The sequence below is a fragment of the Erwinia sp. OLFS4 genome (assembly GCF_002752165.1).
Classification (GTDB): Bacteria; Pseudomonadota; Gammaproteobacteria; order Enterobacterales; family Enterobacteriaceae; genus Izhakiella.
Window position 1 is genome coordinate 170,045 of sequence record NZ_MOMB01000047.1, and the last position, 16,708, is coordinate 186,752.

19 protein-coding genes are annotated in these 16,708 nt (G+C 53.5%); 14 read left to right on the plus strand and 5 right to left on the minus strand.

Annotated elements, in window-relative coordinates:
* Positions 1–547 precede the first annotated feature (547 nt).
* The 7 genes from metK (at position 548) to ruvX (ending at position 7,203) form a co-directional block, all read left to right on the plus strand.
* On the plus strand, positions 548–1,699 hold the full coding sequence (gene metK, locus BL249_RS09505) for a methionine adenosyltransferase (RefSeq protein WP_099707163.1): 1,152 nt from the start codon (positions 548–550) through the stop codon (positions 1,697–1,699).
* Between the two features lie 431 nt (positions 1,700–2,130).
* On the plus strand, positions 2,131–3,525 hold the full coding sequence (locus BL249_RS09510) for a sugar porter family MFS transporter (RefSeq protein WP_099707162.1): 1,395 nt from the start codon (positions 2,131–2,133) through the stop codon (positions 3,523–3,525).
* A 76-nt stretch (positions 3,526–3,601) separates the two neighbouring features.
* Positions 3,602–4,114 (plus strand): SprT family zinc-dependent metalloprotease, encoded by a 513-nt coding sequence (locus tag BL249_RS09515; protein WP_099707311.1) that lies wholly within the window; start codon positions 3,602–3,604, stop codon positions 4,112–4,114.
* A gap of 303 nt (positions 4,115–4,417) precedes the next feature.
* Entirely contained in the window at positions 4,418–5,149 is a 732-nt protein-coding gene (rsmE, locus tag BL249_RS09520) for a 16S rRNA (uracil(1498)-N(3))-methyltransferase (RefSeq protein WP_099707161.1), read from the plus strand.
* Positions 5,150–5,204: 55 nt separating this feature from the next.
* Entirely contained in the window at positions 5,205–6,152 is a 948-nt protein-coding gene (gene gshB, locus BL249_RS09525; RefSeq protein WP_099707160.1) for a glutathione synthase, read from the plus strand.
* A gap of 74 nt (positions 6,153–6,226) precedes the next feature.
* A complete protein-coding gene (locus tag BL249_RS09530) occupies positions 6,227–6,790 on the plus strand; it encodes a YqgE/AlgH family protein (protein ID WP_099707159.1) in 564 nt (187 codons plus the stop codon).
* A complete protein-coding gene (ruvX, locus tag BL249_RS09535) occupies positions 6,790–7,203 on the plus strand; it encodes a Holliday junction resolvase RuvX (protein WP_099707158.1) in 414 nt (137 codons plus the stop codon). Before BL249_RS09530 ends, ruvX begins: the two co-directional genes overlap by 1 nt.
* On the opposite strand, the gene BL249_RS09540 is transcribed toward ruvX, so the two are convergent.
* On the minus strand, positions 7,155–8,195 hold the full coding sequence (locus BL249_RS09540) for a type IV pilus twitching motility protein PilT (RefSeq protein WP_099707157.1): 1,041 nt from the start codon (positions 8,193–8,195) through the stop codon (positions 7,155–7,157). The two genes, ruvX and BL249_RS09540, sit on opposite strands and share 49 nt — an antisense overlap.
* Before the next feature lie 14 nt (positions 8,196–8,209).
* Between BL249_RS09540 and BL249_RS09545 the strand changes: the two genes are divergently transcribed.
* From BL249_RS09545 to hemW, 4 genes are read left to right on the plus strand one after another with little or no spacing between them, the layout of a single operon-like run.
* Positions 8,210–8,899 (plus strand): YggS family pyridoxal phosphate-dependent enzyme, encoded by a 690-nt coding sequence (locus tag BL249_RS09545; RefSeq protein ID WP_099707156.1) that lies wholly within the window; start codon positions 8,210–8,212, stop codon positions 8,897–8,899.
* 28 nt (positions 8,900–8,927) lie between these two features.
* Positions 8,928–9,476 (plus strand): YggT family protein, encoded by a 549-nt coding sequence (locus BL249_RS09550; protein WP_099707155.1) that lies wholly within the window; start codon positions 8,928–8,930, stop codon positions 9,474–9,476.
* A 27-nt stretch (positions 9,477–9,503) separates the two neighbouring features.
* Complete coding sequence (gene rdgB / locus BL249_RS09555) at positions 9,504–10,097, plus strand: RdgB/HAM1 family non-canonical purine NTP pyrophosphatase (RefSeq protein ID WP_099707154.1); 594 nt, start codon at positions 9,504–9,506, stop codon at positions 10,095–10,097.
* Positions 10,090–11,229, plus strand: a complete 1,140-nt coding sequence (gene hemW / locus BL249_RS09560; RefSeq protein WP_099707153.1) for a radical SAM family heme chaperone HemW — start codon at positions 10,090–10,092, stop codon at positions 11,227–11,229. The genes rdgB and hemW overlap by 8 nt, the downstream gene beginning before the upstream one ends.
* A 40-nt stretch (positions 11,230–11,269) precedes the next feature.
* On the opposite strand, the gene BL249_RS09565 is transcribed toward hemW, so the two are convergent.
* The 3 genes from BL249_RS09565 to trmB form a co-directional block, all read right to left on the minus strand.
* Positions 11,270–11,986, minus strand: a complete 717-nt coding sequence (locus BL249_RS09565) for a DUF2884 domain-containing protein (RefSeq protein WP_099707152.1) — start codon at positions 11,984–11,986, stop codon at positions 11,270–11,272.
* Positions 11,987–12,048: 62 nt separating this feature from the next.
* Positions 12,049–12,375: a YggL family protein gene (locus tag BL249_RS09570; protein WP_099707151.1), complete on the minus strand. Its 327-nt coding sequence runs from the start codon at positions 12,373–12,375 to the stop codon at positions 12,049–12,051.
* Positions 12,375–13,094, minus strand: a complete 720-nt coding sequence (gene trmB, locus BL249_RS09575; protein WP_099707150.1) for a tRNA (guanosine(46)-N7)-methyltransferase TrmB — start codon at positions 13,092–13,094, stop codon at positions 12,375–12,377. The genes BL249_RS09570 and trmB overlap by 1 nt, the downstream gene beginning before the upstream one ends.
* Before the next feature lie 241 nt (positions 13,095–13,335).
* On the opposite strand from trmB, the gene mutY reads away from it, so the two are divergent.
* From mutY to mltC, 3 genes are read left to right on the plus strand one after another with little or no spacing between them, the layout of a single operon-like run.
* A complete protein-coding gene (mutY, locus tag BL249_RS09580) occupies positions 13,336–14,427 on the plus strand; it encodes an A/G-specific adenine glycosylase (protein ID WP_099707149.1) in 1,092 nt (363 codons plus the stop codon).
* Positions 14,424–14,696 (plus strand): oxidative damage protection protein, encoded by a 273-nt coding sequence (locus BL249_RS09585; protein WP_099707148.1) that lies wholly within the window; start codon positions 14,424–14,426, stop codon positions 14,694–14,696. Before mutY ends, BL249_RS09585 begins: the two co-directional genes overlap by 4 nt.
* A gap of 49 nt (positions 14,697–14,745) precedes the next feature.
* Positions 14,746–15,828, plus strand: a complete 1,083-nt coding sequence (gene mltC / locus BL249_RS09590) for a membrane-bound lytic murein transglycosylase MltC (RefSeq protein ID WP_099707147.1) — start codon at positions 14,746–14,748, stop codon at positions 15,826–15,828.
* A gap of 47 nt (positions 15,829–15,875) precedes the next feature.
* On the opposite strand, the gene BL249_RS09595 is transcribed toward mltC, so the two are convergent.
* Positions 15,876–16,706 carry a phosphoenolpyruvate hydrolase family protein gene (locus BL249_RS09595; protein WP_099707146.1) on the minus strand — a complete coding sequence of 277 codons (831 nt, stop codon included), beginning with the start codon at positions 16,704–16,706 and terminating at the stop codon, positions 15,876–15,878.
* Positions 16,707–16,708: the final 2 nt, after the last annotated feature.

A 16,708-nucleotide genomic window follows, 5' to 3' on the forward strand; every position in this document is an offset into this window, starting at 1 on the left:
CTGAGCTTAGCCGACACGCGTGTCCGCCGCATGACCGCAACGCGGAAATGGCATAGAGCACGGTCAGGGGTCAACAGAAGAAGAGCAATGCGCGCCGGTTTGCTGGCACAGCGGCTAAGAGAAAGCGCCTGCTTCATCAGATTTATCACCTCCACACACAGCGTGGCATGCGGTTTATGAGCGGGTGAAAACTGGCGGGGGAATGCCAGCATAAGCCTGCGGTGGAACAGCAGCGCGCCGCAAGACAGCGGCGATTTATACCGCGGGTCGCGCTAAATTGCAAAAGTAAAATAGGTCTGGCGCACCGGCGGGAAAAAATTATTCCTTCAAAGGTATAGGGTTACGTCATTACAACAAAAAACGCTGGTAATGGCCTGAGCCGGTCATTTAAAATAGCCATCCAGAAGTTAATCCATCTATACTGATTAACTTCTACGCGTTTTGAACTGGTACTGCTACGGGTTTCGCCTTAGGAGGCTCTGGCCTTTGCCACTTGCCACTTGCCATGCAGTCTGTTTCTCACTCGTCAAAGTAAGGTAAAGAATTAATGGCCAAACATCTTTTCACCTCCGAGTCCGTATCAGAGGGTCATCCTGACAAAATCGCCGATCAAATTTCTGATGCTGTTCTCGACGCCATTTTGCAACAGGACCCTAAAGCCCGCGTTGCCTGTGAAACCTATGTCAAGACCGGCATGGTACTGGTGGGGGGTGAAATCACTACCACCGCCTGGGTCGACATTGAAGAAATCGCCCGGAATACCGTGCGTGAAATCGGCTATGTCCATTCTGATATGGGCTTTGACGCCAATTCCTGCGCGGTACTGAACGCTATCGGTAAACAGTCACCCGATATCAATCAGGGTGTGGATCGTGCCGATCCTCTTGAACAGGGTGCGGGTGACCAGGGGTTGATGTTTGGCTATGCCACTAACGAAACCCGCGAACTGATGCCTGCCCCCATTACCTATGCCCATCGTCTGGTACAGCGCCAGGCGGAAGTGCGTAAAAACGGCACCCTGCCGTGGCTTCGTCCGGATGCGAAAAGCCAGATCACCTTCCAGTATGACGAAGGCAAAATCGTCGGAATTGATGCCGTGGTGCTTTCCACCCAGCATGCTGAAGACATCAGTCAGAAAGCGCTACAGGAAGCCGTCATGGAAGAGATCATCAAGCCGGTTCTGCCTGCTGAATGGATTAACAGCGCCACCAAATATCACATCAACCCTACCGGACGCTTTGTTATTGGTGGCCCGATGGGTGACTGTGGCCTGACCGGCCGTAAAATCATCGTTGACACCTACGGCGGCATGGCGCGCCACGGCGGCGGCGCCTTTTCCGGCAAAGATCCGTCTAAAGTTGACCGTTCAGCGGCTTATGCCGCGCGTTACGTAGCAAAAAACATCGTCGCTGCCGGCCTGGCAGATCGCTGTGAAATTCAGGTTTCTTATGCCATTGGCGTTGCCGAGCCGACGTCTATCATGGTTGAAACCTTCGGTACCGGTAAAATTGCCAATGAGCAGCTGACCCTGCTGGTACGTGAATTCTTTGACCTGCGGCCATACGGACTGATCAAGATGCTGGATCTGCTGCATCCGATTTACCGCGCTACCGCCGCTTACGGTCATTTTGGCCGCGAAGCGTTTCCGTGGGAAAAAACCGACAAAGCTGAGCAGCTACGTGAGGCCGCCGGCCGCTAAATCCTGTTAGTGAACGCATCTCCTGAGGGCGCATAAGCGCCCTTTTTATTGCAACAACATTTCCTGTGTCAATTACTGTCAAGTTCGCCAGCAGACTCTACACTGTATTAATCCTGTATGGTGATAATGATAACGACTACAATTAATAGCTATATGATTTATAAGGAATTTATCTTAATTTCTTAATTTATTATATTGTAAAATTGCGTTATTTTCAGTGTCATCTGATAGTAACCGGACGGCATAATGGCAAAATCACGAGGGGGATTATCCCATACTGGTTATTCATGCCAGAGCTGGAAAAAGTACTGTGAAGCAGTACGTTAGCGAGTGTAACCGATTACATTAGTGTGATCTATCGCACTTTCTTCCGCGCTGGTTTTTCCTAACATTGATAAAAACAAAATGCCGTTTACTTACATGGAGGCGTTATGCCTGATTATAAAAAAACAAGCAAAACATCGAACAAAGCGATGACTTTTTTTGTTTGTTTCCTTGCCGCATTAGCCGGACTGTTGTTTGGTTTAGATATTGGCGTGATCGCCGGGGCATTACCCTTCATTGCAAAAGACTTTACGGTTAACGCCCATCAACAGGAGTGGATAGTCAGCTCCATGATGTTTGGCGCAGCGGTCGGCGCTATCGGCAGCGGCTGGATGTCGTCACACCTTGGACGGAAGAAAAGCCTGATGGCAGGCGCAATATTATTCGTCATTGGTTCGCTATGGTCAGCAATGGCCCCTAATCCGGAAATGCTGATTGCCGCCCGCGTCGTACTGGGTCTGGCCGTTGGTGTCGCTTCCTATACCGCCCCGCTGTATCTTTCCGAAATTGCACCGGAAAAAATTCGCGGCAGTATGATTTCCCTTTATCAGCTGATGATCACCATCGGCATTCTGGCGGCTTATCTGTCTGATACCGCTTTCAGCGCCGCCGGCGCCTGGCGCTGGATGCTGGGTATCATTATTATTCCGGCAATACTGCTGCTGATTGGCGTCTTCTTTCTGCCTAATAGTCCACGCTGGCTGGCGGCAAAAGGCAATTTTCGCGATGCACAACGGGTACTGGACCGCCTGCGTGACACCAGCGAACAGGCCAAACGTGAACTGGATGAAATTCGTGAAAGTCTGAAAGTCAAACAGTCCGGCCTGCAGCTGTTCCAGAGCAACAGCCACTTCAGGCGTGCGGTATTTCTTGGCGTGCTGCTGCAGGTTATGCAGCAGTTCACCGGCATGAACGTTATCATGTACTATGCGCCAAAAATTTTCGAAATTGCCGGTTTTGCCAATACCACTGAACAGATGTGGGGAACGGTTATTGTTGGCCTGGTCAACGTGCTGGCAACCTTTATTGCCATTGGCCTGGTGGACCGCTGGGGACGCAAACCAACCCTTATCCTCGGCTTTCTGGTGATGGCAGCCGGCATGGGCATTCTTGGCACCATGCTGCACTTAGGCATTCATTCGCCAGGTGCGCAGTACTTTGCCATTGCCATGCTGCTGATGTTTATTGTTGGTTTCGCCATGAGTGCCGGACCGCTAATCTGGGTACTGTGTTCTGAAATCCAGCCGCTGAAAGGACGTGACTTTGGTATTACCGTTTCTACGGCAACCAACTGGATCGCCAATATGATTGTCGGTGCCACCTTCCTGACCATGCTGAATACCCTGGGCAATGCCCCGACTTTCTGGGTCTATGCCGGCCTTAACGTCCTGTTTATCCTGATCACCATTGCACTGATCCCGGAAACCAAAAACGTGACGCTGGAGCATATTGAACGTAACCTGATGAGCGGTAAAAAACTGCGCGATATCGGTCAGCAATAAATCGCTCCCGACCAGAGGCTGCAGCTGCAGCCTCTGGCAATTGCAGCCGGACTTTTGTCCGCGTATGCTGAGCACCATGAAATCACCCGCCCCACCACTGGCCCTTCAGCAGACCCTGCTGCATGCACTGCGTGAAAATCTGTTGCGGGCAAACCAGCAGCTGGAAAAACACTATCCATTGCCTCATCTTAGCTATAACCAGCGCGGTATGGCCGCCGGCACCGCCTGGCTGGAAAAATGGCAAATCCGTCTGAATCCAGTGCTATTAATGGAAAATCAGCAGGCCTTCATCGAGGAGGTCGTGCCTCATGAACTTGCCCACTTACTGGTGTGGAAACATTTTGGTCGGGTTGCCCCCCATGGTGCAGAATGGAAATGGATGATGGAGAGCGTGCTCAGGGTCCGCGCCCGACGTACCCATCAGTTTGCCGTCACTTCGGTACGCAGCCACAGCTTTCCTTACTTTTGCCTTTGTCAGCAGCATCAACTGACTTTACGTCGCCACAACCGGGTAATACGGGGAGACGCCCGCTATCACTGTGTACACTGCGGCGGCGTCCTGCAACCAGGCCAGTTCAACGTAGGTTAACCGCACGCGAAAGATCATCGTGATGGCCATGAAATCAGAATCCGTACCACAACCTGGCATCCGCTAGCCTGACCCAGGGTTCGCCGCACATATTTCTACAGACACACCCATTGTTCTCTGTCATGATCCGGCCATCAGATTCAGTAAATTCCGGCCTGGTCCGCTGTCAGCCTCGGGGTGTGAGCCAAATCAGCATCCAGTCTGGGCGCTGTGGGCTTGCCAGCAGTAAAACCCCTCCCCTACACTATGCATCACTGCTCATTCATCACCGCGCCATGCGTGGTATAACACTTCAGGATGACCATGCGAATACCGCGTATTTATCACCCACAGGCGCTGACAGCAGGCAGCAGTGTGACCTTAAGCGAAGACGCCGCCAGTCATGTTGCCCGGGTACTGCGCATGCAGCCCGGCGAGGCCTTAACCTTGTTTGATGGCAGTAATCTGACTTTTAATGCGTTCATTACCCATGCCGATAAAAAGCATGTCAAAGTACAGTTACAGAGTGCCGAGGAAGACAATCGCGAGTCACCGCTTCATTTACATCTTGGTCAGGTGATGTCACGCGGTGAGAAAATGGAATTTACCATTCAAAAAGCGGTAGAGCTTGGTGTAAACATTATCACTCCGCTGTTGTCAGAACGCTGTGGCGTAAAGCTGGACGCGGAACGTCAGGCCAAAAAAGTGCAGCAATGGCGTAAAATTGCCATTAGTGCCTGCGAGCAATGCGGCCGTAATCAGCTGCCGGAAATTCGCGAAGTGATGACGTTGCAAGACTGGTGCGCGGAGCCGGAGACAGGGTTAAAGCTTAATCTGCATCCGCGGGCAAAACAGCGTATTAATATGCTACCACTACCGGTCAACCGCCTGCGTCTGTTGATCGGTCCGGAAGGTGGCCTGAGCGAAGCAGAAATTAATCTGACCAGAGAAGATGGCTTTGCGGACATTTTGTTAGGACCACGGGTACTGCGTACTGAAACCACGGCATTAACCGCCATCACCGCCTTACAGGTACGTTTTGGGGATTTAGGCTGATAACGACACTTTTTCGTTGCCCCGCAGCGAACGCGCAGCAACAAGGAGAATCACAATGATTAAACTTGGCATCGTGATGGACCCCATCACCTCCATTAATATTAAAAAAGATTCCAGCTTTGCGATGCTGCTGGAAGCGCAGCGGCGCGGTTATGAAATTCACTATATGGAGATGAATGATCTCTATCTGCGTGGTGGTATCGCCCGTTGTCGCAGTCGTCTGCTACAGGTGGAGCACAACGATGACAAGTGGTTTACCTTTGGCGAACAACAGGATATACCGCTGGCCGACCTGAACGTAGTTCTGATGCGTAAAGACCCACCGTTTGACACTGAATTTATCTACGCCACCTATATTCTTGAACGGGCAGAAGAACAGGGAACGCTGATTGTCAACAAACCACAAAGCCTGCGCGACTGTAACGAAAAACTGTTTACCGCGTGGTTCGCCAGTTTAACCCCTGACACCCTGGTCACCCGCGACGCGGCGCGTATCCGCGAGTTCTGGCAACAGCATGGTGACATCATAATGAAACCGCTGGATGGTATGGGAGGCTCATCAATTTTTCGCGTCAAACAGGATGATCCTAATCTGTCTGTTATCATTGAAACCCTGACTAACCACGGTAAATTTTACTGCATGGCGCAAAATTATCTGCCGGCAATCACAGACGGCGATAAGCGTATTCTGATGGTGAACGGCGAGCCGGTCCCCTACTGCCTGGCACGGATTCCAAAAAGTGGGGAAACCCGCGGTAATCTGGCCGCCGGTGGCCGTGGTGAAGCCAGACCGCTGAGCGAAAGCGACTGGAAAATTGCCCGAATCATCGGGCCAACGCTAAAAGCTAAAGGGCTCTTTTTTGTCGGACTGGATATTATTGGTGACAAGCTAACGGAAATTAACGTCACCAGTCCCACCTGTATCAGAGAAATTGAAGCCGCGTTTCCTGTCTCCATCACCGGCATGCTGATGGATGCCATTGAGAACCATCTGGCCGGCTGACACACGCAACCGGCCACTGTGCCGGCAGGCCCGTCCTGCTGGCACACTTAACTTGTGAAGACATGATTTTGAGAATGAATTTACAGCATCACTTTTTAATCGCGATGCCGGCACTCCAGGACCCGATGTTTAAGCGCTCGGTAGTGTATATCTGCGAGCATAATGACGAAGGCGCGATGGGGCTGGTTGTCAATAAGCCAATGGACAATCTGACGATTGAAGGCATCCTGAAAAAGTTGAAAATCGTCGCCGATCCGCGCGATGAGTCTATCAGCCTCGATAAACCGGTATTTACCGGCGGCCCGCTGGCAGAAGATCGCGGTTTTATTCTGCATTCAGCAGAACGCACCTTTGCCTCCAGCATCCGGGTGTCAGACAATACCATGATCACCACGTCCCGTGACGTGCTGGAAACCCTGGGAACCGCGGAACATCCGAAACAGGTGCTGGTTGCCCTTGGTTACTGTGCCTGGGAAAAAGATCAGCTGGAAAGCGAGCTGCTGGACAACGCCTGGCTCACCACGCCGGCTAACAGTCAGATTCTGTTTCAGACGCCCATTGCTGAACGCTGGCGCGAGGCAGCACGCAGCATCGGCGTTGATATTCACAATATTATCAACGAGGCGGGCCACGCCTGATGAGCACAGTACTGGCCTTCGACTTTGGCACTAAAAGCATCGGCGTGGCTATCGGTCAGGCGCTGACGGGTAGCGCGCGCCCGCTTACTGCACTTAAAGCACTGGATGGTATTCCCAACTGGGATAAAATCGCCGCCCTGCTGGAAGAGTGGCAGCCGGACGCCGTGGTAGTCGGGCTGCCGCTGAACATGGATGGCACAGAGCAGCCTTTGACGGCCAGAGCGCGAAAATTTGCCAACCGGCTACATGGCCGCTTTGGTGTTCAGGTTTCACTACAGGATGAGCGCCTGAGTACCGTGGAAGCCAGAGCAGACCTGTTTGAACGCGGCGGTTACCGCGCCCTGAGTAAAAACAAGGTCGATTCTCAGTCAGCGGTCATTATTCTGCAAGACTGGTTCAATTCCCATTCCTGACCGTCAATCAGCCCGGCCTGCTGGCGCTGACTAAGACTTTGTGCAAAGGTCTGCATTCCCCATGCTTTTCCGGTTTGCAGCTGGCTTGCTATCTGATGGTTTTTCCCTTCACGCATCAGGCTGGCAATCGCCGGCGTGGTAATCAGTACTTCAAACAGCGCCACCCGACCAGCGCCGGCAGCAGGAATCAGATGCTGGGCAATTACTGCCTGTAAGCTGGCCGCCAGCTGAGCTCTGACAGGCACTTTTTCTGCCGCTGAAAACACGTCCGTCAGCCGCTCCAGCGCCGCCACCGCGCCACGAGCATGTAGCGTCGCCAGCACCAGATGGCCGGTTTCCGCTGCCGTCAGTGCCAGACGAATTGTCTGTTCATCACGCAGCTCCCCTAGCAAAATAACGTCCGGATCTTCACGCAAAGCCGCGCGCAGCCCTGCAGCAAATGAACGACAATGGGTACCAATTTCACGCTGTTGTATCAGTGAATGGGCACTGTGATGGATGAATTCAATCGGATCCTCCAGCGTCAGAATATGCTTTTGCTGCTGTCTGTTAAGCAAATTAATCATCGCCGCCAGCGTGGTCGACTTACCGCTACCGGTAGCGCCGGTGACCAGAATCAGCCCTTGCTGGCACGCCGTTAGTGCCGTCAGTATATCCGGAGCCTGTAACTGCTGCAGGGTAGGCAGCTCACTGGCAATCCGCCGCAGCGCCAACGATACACCAGTCTGCTGGCGAAAAAAATTAGCCCGCAATCGCACCCCGTGCAGATGAATAGCCAGATCCACCTGGCCGTGCTGCTCAAGCTGACTGACCTGGGCGGCATTCAGCCAGCGTCCAGCAAAAGACTCCAGTTGCTGCATGCTGAGCACCGGCAACCCGTCGCGCTCTGTCAGCCTGCCCTGATGCCGCCATCTTGGTCGCTGCATGCTACAAAGGTGCAGATCGGAGGCATTATGCTTTACACTAAGCGCAATGATTTCTTCAATGTCCATATAACCTCCTGACTATGACAGTAATTTCACACAATCTGGACCAGGTGCGGCAACGAATCACCCATGCCGCCCTGCGTTGCGGCCGCGATCCAACAGAAATCATGCTGATTGCCGTCAGTAAAACCCAATCTGTGAACGCCATCGAACAAGCCATGCTGGCTGGTCAGCGCAGTTTTGGCGAAAATTACGTGCAGGAAGCGCTGGATAAAATCAGTGCGATGGAAAATTGTGCGCTGATCTGGCACTTTATCGGTCCGCTGCAATCCAACAAAAGCCGCCTGGTGGCCGAAAATTTTGCCTGGCTACATACCCTGGACCGGCTGAAGCTGGCGCAACGTCTCAATGCACAGCGACCTGAGCAGCTTGAGGCGCTAAATGTGCTTATTCAGGTAAATATCAGTGACGAAAACAGCAAATCCGGCATCATGTTAGACGATGTCGCAGAACTGGCCCGGGAAGTGGTTAAATTGCCGCGCTTACGGCTACGTGGCCTGATGGCAATACCGGCACCGGAAAATAGCTATCAGCGCCAGCTGGCGGTTTGTCAGCGTATGGCCAGAGCCTTTGAACAATTGAAAGCCGGTTGTCCATCTGTCGATACGCTTTCTCTTGGAATGAGCGATGATATGGAAGCCGCCATTGCTGCGGGCAGTACGATGGTGCGTATTGGCACCGCAATCTTTGGTTCGCGACATTACGCCTGAATCAACACAACAATAACTGAGGAACCTCATGCTGCTGACATTGTTAGACACCATTATTGGTTTGTATGTCATGGTGTTACTGCTGCGCGTCTGGATGCAATGGGCACGCTGCGATTTTTACAATCCCTTTTCCCAGTCGGTGGTCAGACTGACCCAGCCGCTGGTAAAACCTCTTCGCCGCATTGTGCCGGCCGTCGGTCCAATCGACACCGCGTCTTTACTGCTGGCGCTGGTCATCAGTATCGTTAAATTTCCACTGCTGCTGGCACTGCAGGAGCACGTACTGTTTTTTGACAAACTCTTCCTGCTGGCAGGGATACTGTCGTTGCTGAAAACGGCGGGAACCCTGGTATTCTGGCTGGTGATTGCCCGCTCACTGATGAGCTGGGTAAGTCAGGGTCGCAGCCCTGTTGAATATGTACTGATACAGCTAACCGAGCCGTTAATGGCACCCATTCGCCGCATTTTACCGGCAATGGGCGGTCTTGATTTCTCTGGCATGGTGGTGATTCTGGTTCTGTACATGCTGAACTATCTTGGTATGAACCTGTTTCCGCTGATCTGGTTTCGCATCTGATTACCTGAATTACGTTCTGGATATACTATGCAAAAAGTTGTTCTTGCCACCGGCAACCCTGGTAAGGTACATGAACTGGCCACGATACTGGCCGATTCGGGTTTACAAATCGTGGCACAAACTGAACTCGGCGTGCTGCCTGCTGAAGAAACCGGCCTGACCTTTATTGAAAATGCGCTGCTTAAAGCACGCCACGCATCAGCCATCACCGGACTCCCGGCCATTGCCGATGATTCCGGTCTGGCCGTCGACGCCCTCGGCGGCGCGCCCGGCATATACTCCGCCCGCTATGCCGGCGGTGAAGCCAGCGATGAACAGAATCTGCTGAAGCTGTTAGCGGCCATGGAGCATGTCGCCGATGGCCAGCGCCAGGCGCAGTTTCACTGCGTGCTGGTTTACCTGCGCCACGCAGCAGATCCGACGCCGCTGGTTTTTCACGGCCGCTGGCATGGCGAAATCACCCGTGCCGCCGCTGGCAGCGGCGGCTTTGGCTACGATCCGGTTTTCTATGTCCCGTCACAGGGCAAAACGGCGGCGGCCATGAGCAAAGCGGAAAAACAGGCGATTTCCCACCGCGGCAAGGCGCTGGCGCAGTTACTGGAAGCGATGCGTCATGGCTGATTTACCGCCACTCAGCCTGTATATCCATATTCCCTGGTGCGTGCAAAAATGCCCTTATTGCGATTTCAACTCACACGCACTGAAAGGGGAGGTTCCGCACGACGAGTACGTTCGCCATCTGCTGCAGGATCTGGAACAGGACCTCAGTCTTAGCGGCGGACGTATGCTGAGCACGATTTTCATCGGGGGAGGAACCCCCAGTCTGCTCAGTGCTGGCGCCATGCAGGCACTGCTGGATGGCGTACGCCAGCGCATGCCGCTGGCCGCAGATGCTGAAATTACCATGGAGGCCAATCCTGGCACCGTCGAAGCCGCGCGTTTCAGCGCCTATCAGCGAGCCGGCATTAACCGCATTTCCATCGGGGTACAAAGCTTCAGCCCGGCCAGTCTGCAGCGGCTGGGACGGATCCATGGTCCCGAAGAAGCGAAGCGCGCTGCCAGACTGGCTGCAGATCTCGGATTACGCAGCTTTAATCTCGACCTGATGCACGGGCTACCTGAACAGTCTCTGGAAGATGCACTGGACGATTTGCGTCAGGCGATTGCCCTGGCGCCACCACATCTCTCCTGGTATCAGCTTACCATTGAGCCTAATACGCTGTTTGCCTCACGGCCGCCACCGCTGCCAGACGACGATGCACTGTGGAATATTTTTGAACAGGGTCACCAGCTGCTGACTGCGGCAGGCTATATACAGTATGAAACCTCAGCCTATGCTAAGCCGGGGTTACGCTGTGAGCACAATCTTAACTACTGGCGTTTCGGTGATTACCTGGGCATCGGATGCGGCGCCCACGGCAAACTGACCCAGCCGGATGGCACTATTCTGCGTACGGTGAAAACCCGTCATCCGCGGGGATTTATGCAGGGCAGATATCGTGAGCGCATCTATGAGGTGGCGGCGGCGGATAAACCTTTTGAATTTTTCATGAATCGTTTTCGCCTGCTGGAAGCCGCACCGCGCCGCGACTTTTCGCGTTTTACCGGCCTTGATGAGGCCAGCGTCAGACCCCAGCTGGATGAAGCTATTCGCCTCGGATATCTCAGCGAAAACGCCAGCCACTGGCAGATTACCGAACGGGGTAAACTGTTTCTTAATTCGCTGCTGGAATTGTTCCTCGAAGCGGCGTAAACCCTGGAAATCAGGCGGGCGCTCTGGCGCCCGCAAAGGCTTATTTAAGCGCGGCGACTAACCCCTTACGCTGGTTTTCCAGCGCCGTCACGCGGTCACAGACTTCATGGCCAAAATTCTGGAAATCCTGTTCCTGATTACTCCATTCCGCCTGAATCGCCTGCTGCAACCCACCAAGATTGCCCAATACTGCCTGTAAGGGATTACTGTTGTTACCCGTCTGCCGGGTGCCCATTTCATTCAGGCTGTCCTGCAGCACGCCGCCCATGGCACGCTGTACCAGCCCTTCGCCATCCTGTCTGACCTGCTCTATGGCCTGATGATGAAAAGTCAGCCCGTCACTGCGGTGTTCGATAATGCGGTTCATCTGCTGCCTGAGCTGCTGGTCCAGTGAGGTCAGCCGCGAACGGACATTACTGTCGGCACCCAGTTTGTCAACAATCACCCGATCCAGCGCCTGGCGCCCTTGCTCAAGCCGGTAACGGGCGCCATTGTCAATCCACGGAAGATCGCGGCGTAATGCCGCCTGATAATCAATCGCCTTCTGGCGCGTCGCCGCATCGATTTTCTGCGGCTGACCATTGCGCTGTACATCGCCCTGTGGGGAAATCAGCAGATTGCCATTAGCACCAACCACCTGCACGCTTTGTGGCGAAATCACCACGTCATCCTGCGGATTGACACTGCACTGATAATCCGCCTGTGCCTGGCTGGCTATCAGCGTCAGCGCGCCAAATATTGCCGCTTTACCCCACATAATTGCTCCTTAATGCGCATTGTAGTATTCCCTTTTACCACATCAAGGGAATGGCTGATTAGTTAGTCCCACCACACGTCAAAAAGTTCGCTGACCTGCACCGACTCCAGTTTGTGCTCTTTCAGCCAGTTCACTACCCGTTCACGATGAGCGTCAGTACACTTTCCAATCTGCTGCATGCAGACCAGACCTTCCCACTGGCGGTAACCGCTACCATCAAATGCCAGGCCATTTGGCTCAATAACTTCAATAATCAACGCATCAACCATTGCATCGATATCGTCTTCTGCAATGGTGTCAGGAAATGTCCAGGCCACGGAAAAGCCCAGTTCCTGAAATTCATCAATGTGCATTTTTTTACGTAACCGACGACTGCGCTGTCTAGCCATTATTTAATCCTCTCAAACATCAAATCCCAAACGCCGTGACCGAGACGCTGACCCCGCTGTTCAAACTTTGTCAGCGGACGCGAATCGGGCCGCGGCACGTATGTCTGCGTAGCAGACTGATTGTGATAGCCGGCAACCGTATTCATCACGGCCAGCATATGTTCTGCATAAGCCTGCCAGTCGGTAGCCATATGAAATACCCCCCCCAGCTTAAGCTTAGTCAGGACCAGTTCCACAAATGGTATCTGCACAATACGCCGTTTGTTATGACGTGCTTTATGCCAGGGATCGGGGAAAAACAGCTGAACCAGACGCAGGCTGTTATCGGGGATCATTTTTTCCAGCACCTCCACCGCGTCATGACACATCACCCGCAGATTGCTCACGCCAGCCTCATGCGCCGAAGCGAGGCAGGCACCGACGCCGGGCGAGTGTACTTCAATACCAAGGAAATTTTGATGTGGATGATTCTGTGCCATCGCCACCAGCGAGGCCCCCATCCCAAAGCCGATTTCCAGTACGACCGGATGCGTATTGCCAAATGCCTGCTCCAGATTCAGCGGCTGTGGGGTAAATTCAATTCCCATTGCTGGCCAGTATGTTTCCAGCGCCTGTTGCTGTCCTTTGGTCAGACGCCCCTGACGACGAACAAAACTGCGGACTTTACGCAGCGGGCGACCGTTTTCGTCAAATTCCGGCGAAATGACATTATCAATCATGGTTTGGCCTGTGATGAGCGATCAAGAAAAACGGGCATTATGCCCGTCGCAATGCAAAACATAAAGGCTACCCTGCAAACCGTGCGGCCGCGCTTCCAGAGTAATAAACATCAGGCTGCCATTTGCGCGACGTCCCTCGAAAAATCGCGCGGATACTTTGTCAGCGCAAGTTCCGGTTTACAGCGTTATCCGCCTGTGCTGGAATCCCTCACTCCTTTTCCGGTTACACAGGATAGTATTGATGATGGTTGCCTCTCAGTTCGCGCAGCAGGTACTGGCATGGTATCAGCGATGCGGACGTAAAACGCTGCCCTGGCAGATAGAAAAGACACCCTATAAGGTCTGGCTGTCAGAGGTGATGCTGCAACAAACGCAGGTAGCCACCGTCATTCCCTATTTTGAACGCTTTATCCAGCGCTTTCCGACGGTCAACGATCTTGCAGCAGCACCGCTGGACGAGGTATTGCATTTGTGGACTGGTCTTGGCTATTACGCTCGCGCACGTAATCTGCACAAGGCGGCCAGAACCGTAGCGGAACAGTATAGCGGTCAGTTTCCACAACGCTTTGAGCAGGTCGCCGCACTGAGCGGCGTAGGGCGATCCACCGCCGGAGCGATTCTTTCGCTGGCACTGGGGCAGCATTACCCGATTCTCGACGGTAACGTCAAGCGCGTGCTGGCGCGCTGTTATGCTGTCTCTGGCTGGCCGGGCAAAAAAGAGGTTGAAAAAAGATTATGGCAGCTTAGCGAAACGCTAACGCCAGCCGACGGCGTCAGTCAGTTTAACCAGGCCATGATGGATCTCGGTGCCATGGTATGTACCCGTTCCCGTCCGAAATGCACACTTTGTCCGCTCAACGACGGCTGCGTGGCCTACGCCGCGGGCAATCCTGGCGATTACCCAGGCAAGAAGCCGAAGCAAACACTCCCGCAGCGCAATGGCTGGATGCTGCTGATGCAGCACGACGATAACGTCTGGCTGGAGCAGCGTCCGCCGGTTGGCCTGTGGGGCGGACTGTTTTGCTTTCCGCAGTTCACCAGCCGCGATGCGCTGGCAGAATGGTTGCATCAGCGTGGTTTGTCTGTCGAACAGACGCAGCAGCTGGTGTCGTTTCGCCACACCTTCAGCCACTTTCATCTTGATATTATTCCAGTGTGGCTACGCGTGTCAGTTTGCCCGGTTGTCATGGATGATGGGAACGGTCTCTGGTATAACTTAGCCCAGCCACCCGCGGTGGGATTAGCCGCGCCGGTGGAACGCCTGCTGCAACAGCTGCGCCAGCCGCAGCAACTGGCGTTGACAACGCGTGCAACCTATGAGGAACAACAATGAGCCGGACTATTTTTTGTACATTTCTGCAACGCGAAGCCGAAGGACAGGATTTTCAGCTCTACCCGGGCGATCTGGGCAAACGAATCTATAACGAGATTTCAAAAGAAGCCTGGCAGCAATGGATGAGCAAGCAGACCATGCTGATTAATGAAAAAAAACTCAATATGATGAACCCCGACGATCGCAAAGTGCTGGAACGCGAAATGGTCGATTTTTTGTTTGAAGGAAAAGACGTGCATATTGAAGGCTACACTCCGCCAGAAAAGTAACTCTTTTTGGGCCCTGAGATTGGGGCCATTCAGTCAGGCGACGTACCGAATGATGAAAAAATTACTCAGTTTGCTTGTGATTATACCGTTATTAATCTCCTGTTCCGGTTCGCACAAAAAAGATCGTTATCATCCGGAATGGGTCAAAGACACCAATGGTTTCGATATTCTGATGGGCCAGTTCGCCCACAATATTGAAAATATCTGGGGACTTAATGAAGTCCTGATCGCCGGCCCGAAGGACTACGTAAAATACAGCGATCAGTATTACACGCGCAGCCATATTAACTTTGATGCCGGTACCATTAGCATCGAGACTATTTCAGGGACTGATCCAATGGCCAGCCTGCGCCAGGCGATCATTCAGACCCTGCTGATCGGTGATAATCCAGGTAACGTCGACCTCTACTCTGATGCCAATGACATTCAGATCAGCAAAGAACCGATGCTGTACGGCCAGGTACTGGATAATACCGGCCAGCCGATTCGCTGGCAGGGACGGGCCGGGGCTTTCGCTGATTATCTTATCCAGAATAAACTGCAAAAACGTTTGTCCGGGCTGCATGTGATCTGGTCGATTACCATTCCGATGGTGCCAAACCACCTCGACAAACGCGCGCACCGGTATCTGCCGATGGTGCGTAAAGCCGCAGAAAAATACGGTGTTGATCAGTCATTAATTCTGGCAATTATGCAAATTGAATCGAGCTTCAACCCTTATGCGGTCAGCAACGCCGACGCGCTGGGGCTGATGCAGGTTGTACAGCACACCGCCGGTGTTGATGTATTCCGTCAGAAAGGGAAATGGGGGAAACCCAGCCGCAGTTACCTGTTTGATCCAGAAAACAATATTGATACCGGTACCGCCTACCTGGCGATTCTGCAGGACAATTACCTGTCGGGTATTGCCAACCCAACGGCGCGACGCTACGCGGTGATTACCGCCTATAACGGTGGGGCCGGCAGCGTGCTGCGGGTGTTCTCCAGCGATAAAAACCGGGCCTTCACCCTGATTAACAGAATGTCACCCGGTCAGGTATATCAGACGCTGCTGGCTAACCACCCGTCAGCGGAATCCCGCCGCTATCTGTACAAAGTGGATGCCGCACAGCGCAGCTACCACCGTTATTAACCGCCCTCACCCCCGGCATAGCAGCGAATGCCGGGGATACTGGCGGTTCAGCGCCCGATCTTCCTGAACGCGCTGGTGGTGGCAGTCAGCGCCTGCTCAGTGGGCAAACGCTCCATGGAACTGGCGCCGTAAAAACCATCACACTGCGGGCACTGCGCCATAATATAGCGTGCATCCTCCGGAGTGGAGATAGGTCCACCGTGACACAACACAATAACATCCTCACGCAGCCGCTTCGCCGCCGCCGCCCATTGATTAATCAGCGGCACACAGTCGGCGAGCTGCAACGCGGTGTGGGCACCAATGTTACCGCCGGTAGTCAGTCCCATGTGCGCGACAATAATATCCGCGCCGGCGCGGGTCATGGCTTCTGCGTCAGCCGCGCTGAAGACATAAGGCGTGGTGAGCATACCTTTCTGATGCGCCAGTTGAATCATATCCACTTCCAGCTGATAACCCATGCCGGTTTCTTCCAGATTAGCGCGGAAGTTACCGTCAATCAGGCCGACCGTGGGAAAGTTCTGCACGCCGGAAAAACCCAGCGCCTTAAGATCGTCAAGAAACTTATCAAATAAACAAAACGGGTCGGTTCCATTCACCCCCGCCAGCACCGGCGTATGGCTGACAACCGGCAACACTTCCAGGGCCATCTCCAGCACAATCTGGTTAGCGTTACCATAGGCCAGCAGGCCAGCCAGCGAACCGCGTCCGGCCATGCGGTAGCGCCCTGAATTATAAATCACAATCAGGTCAATTCCGCCGGCTTCTTCACACTTAGCCGAAAGACCGGTTCCGGCGCCACCGCCGATGATGGGCTCGCCACGGGCTATCATGGCATGAAATTTTTCCAGTATCTGTTGACGACTGATCGCTGACATTG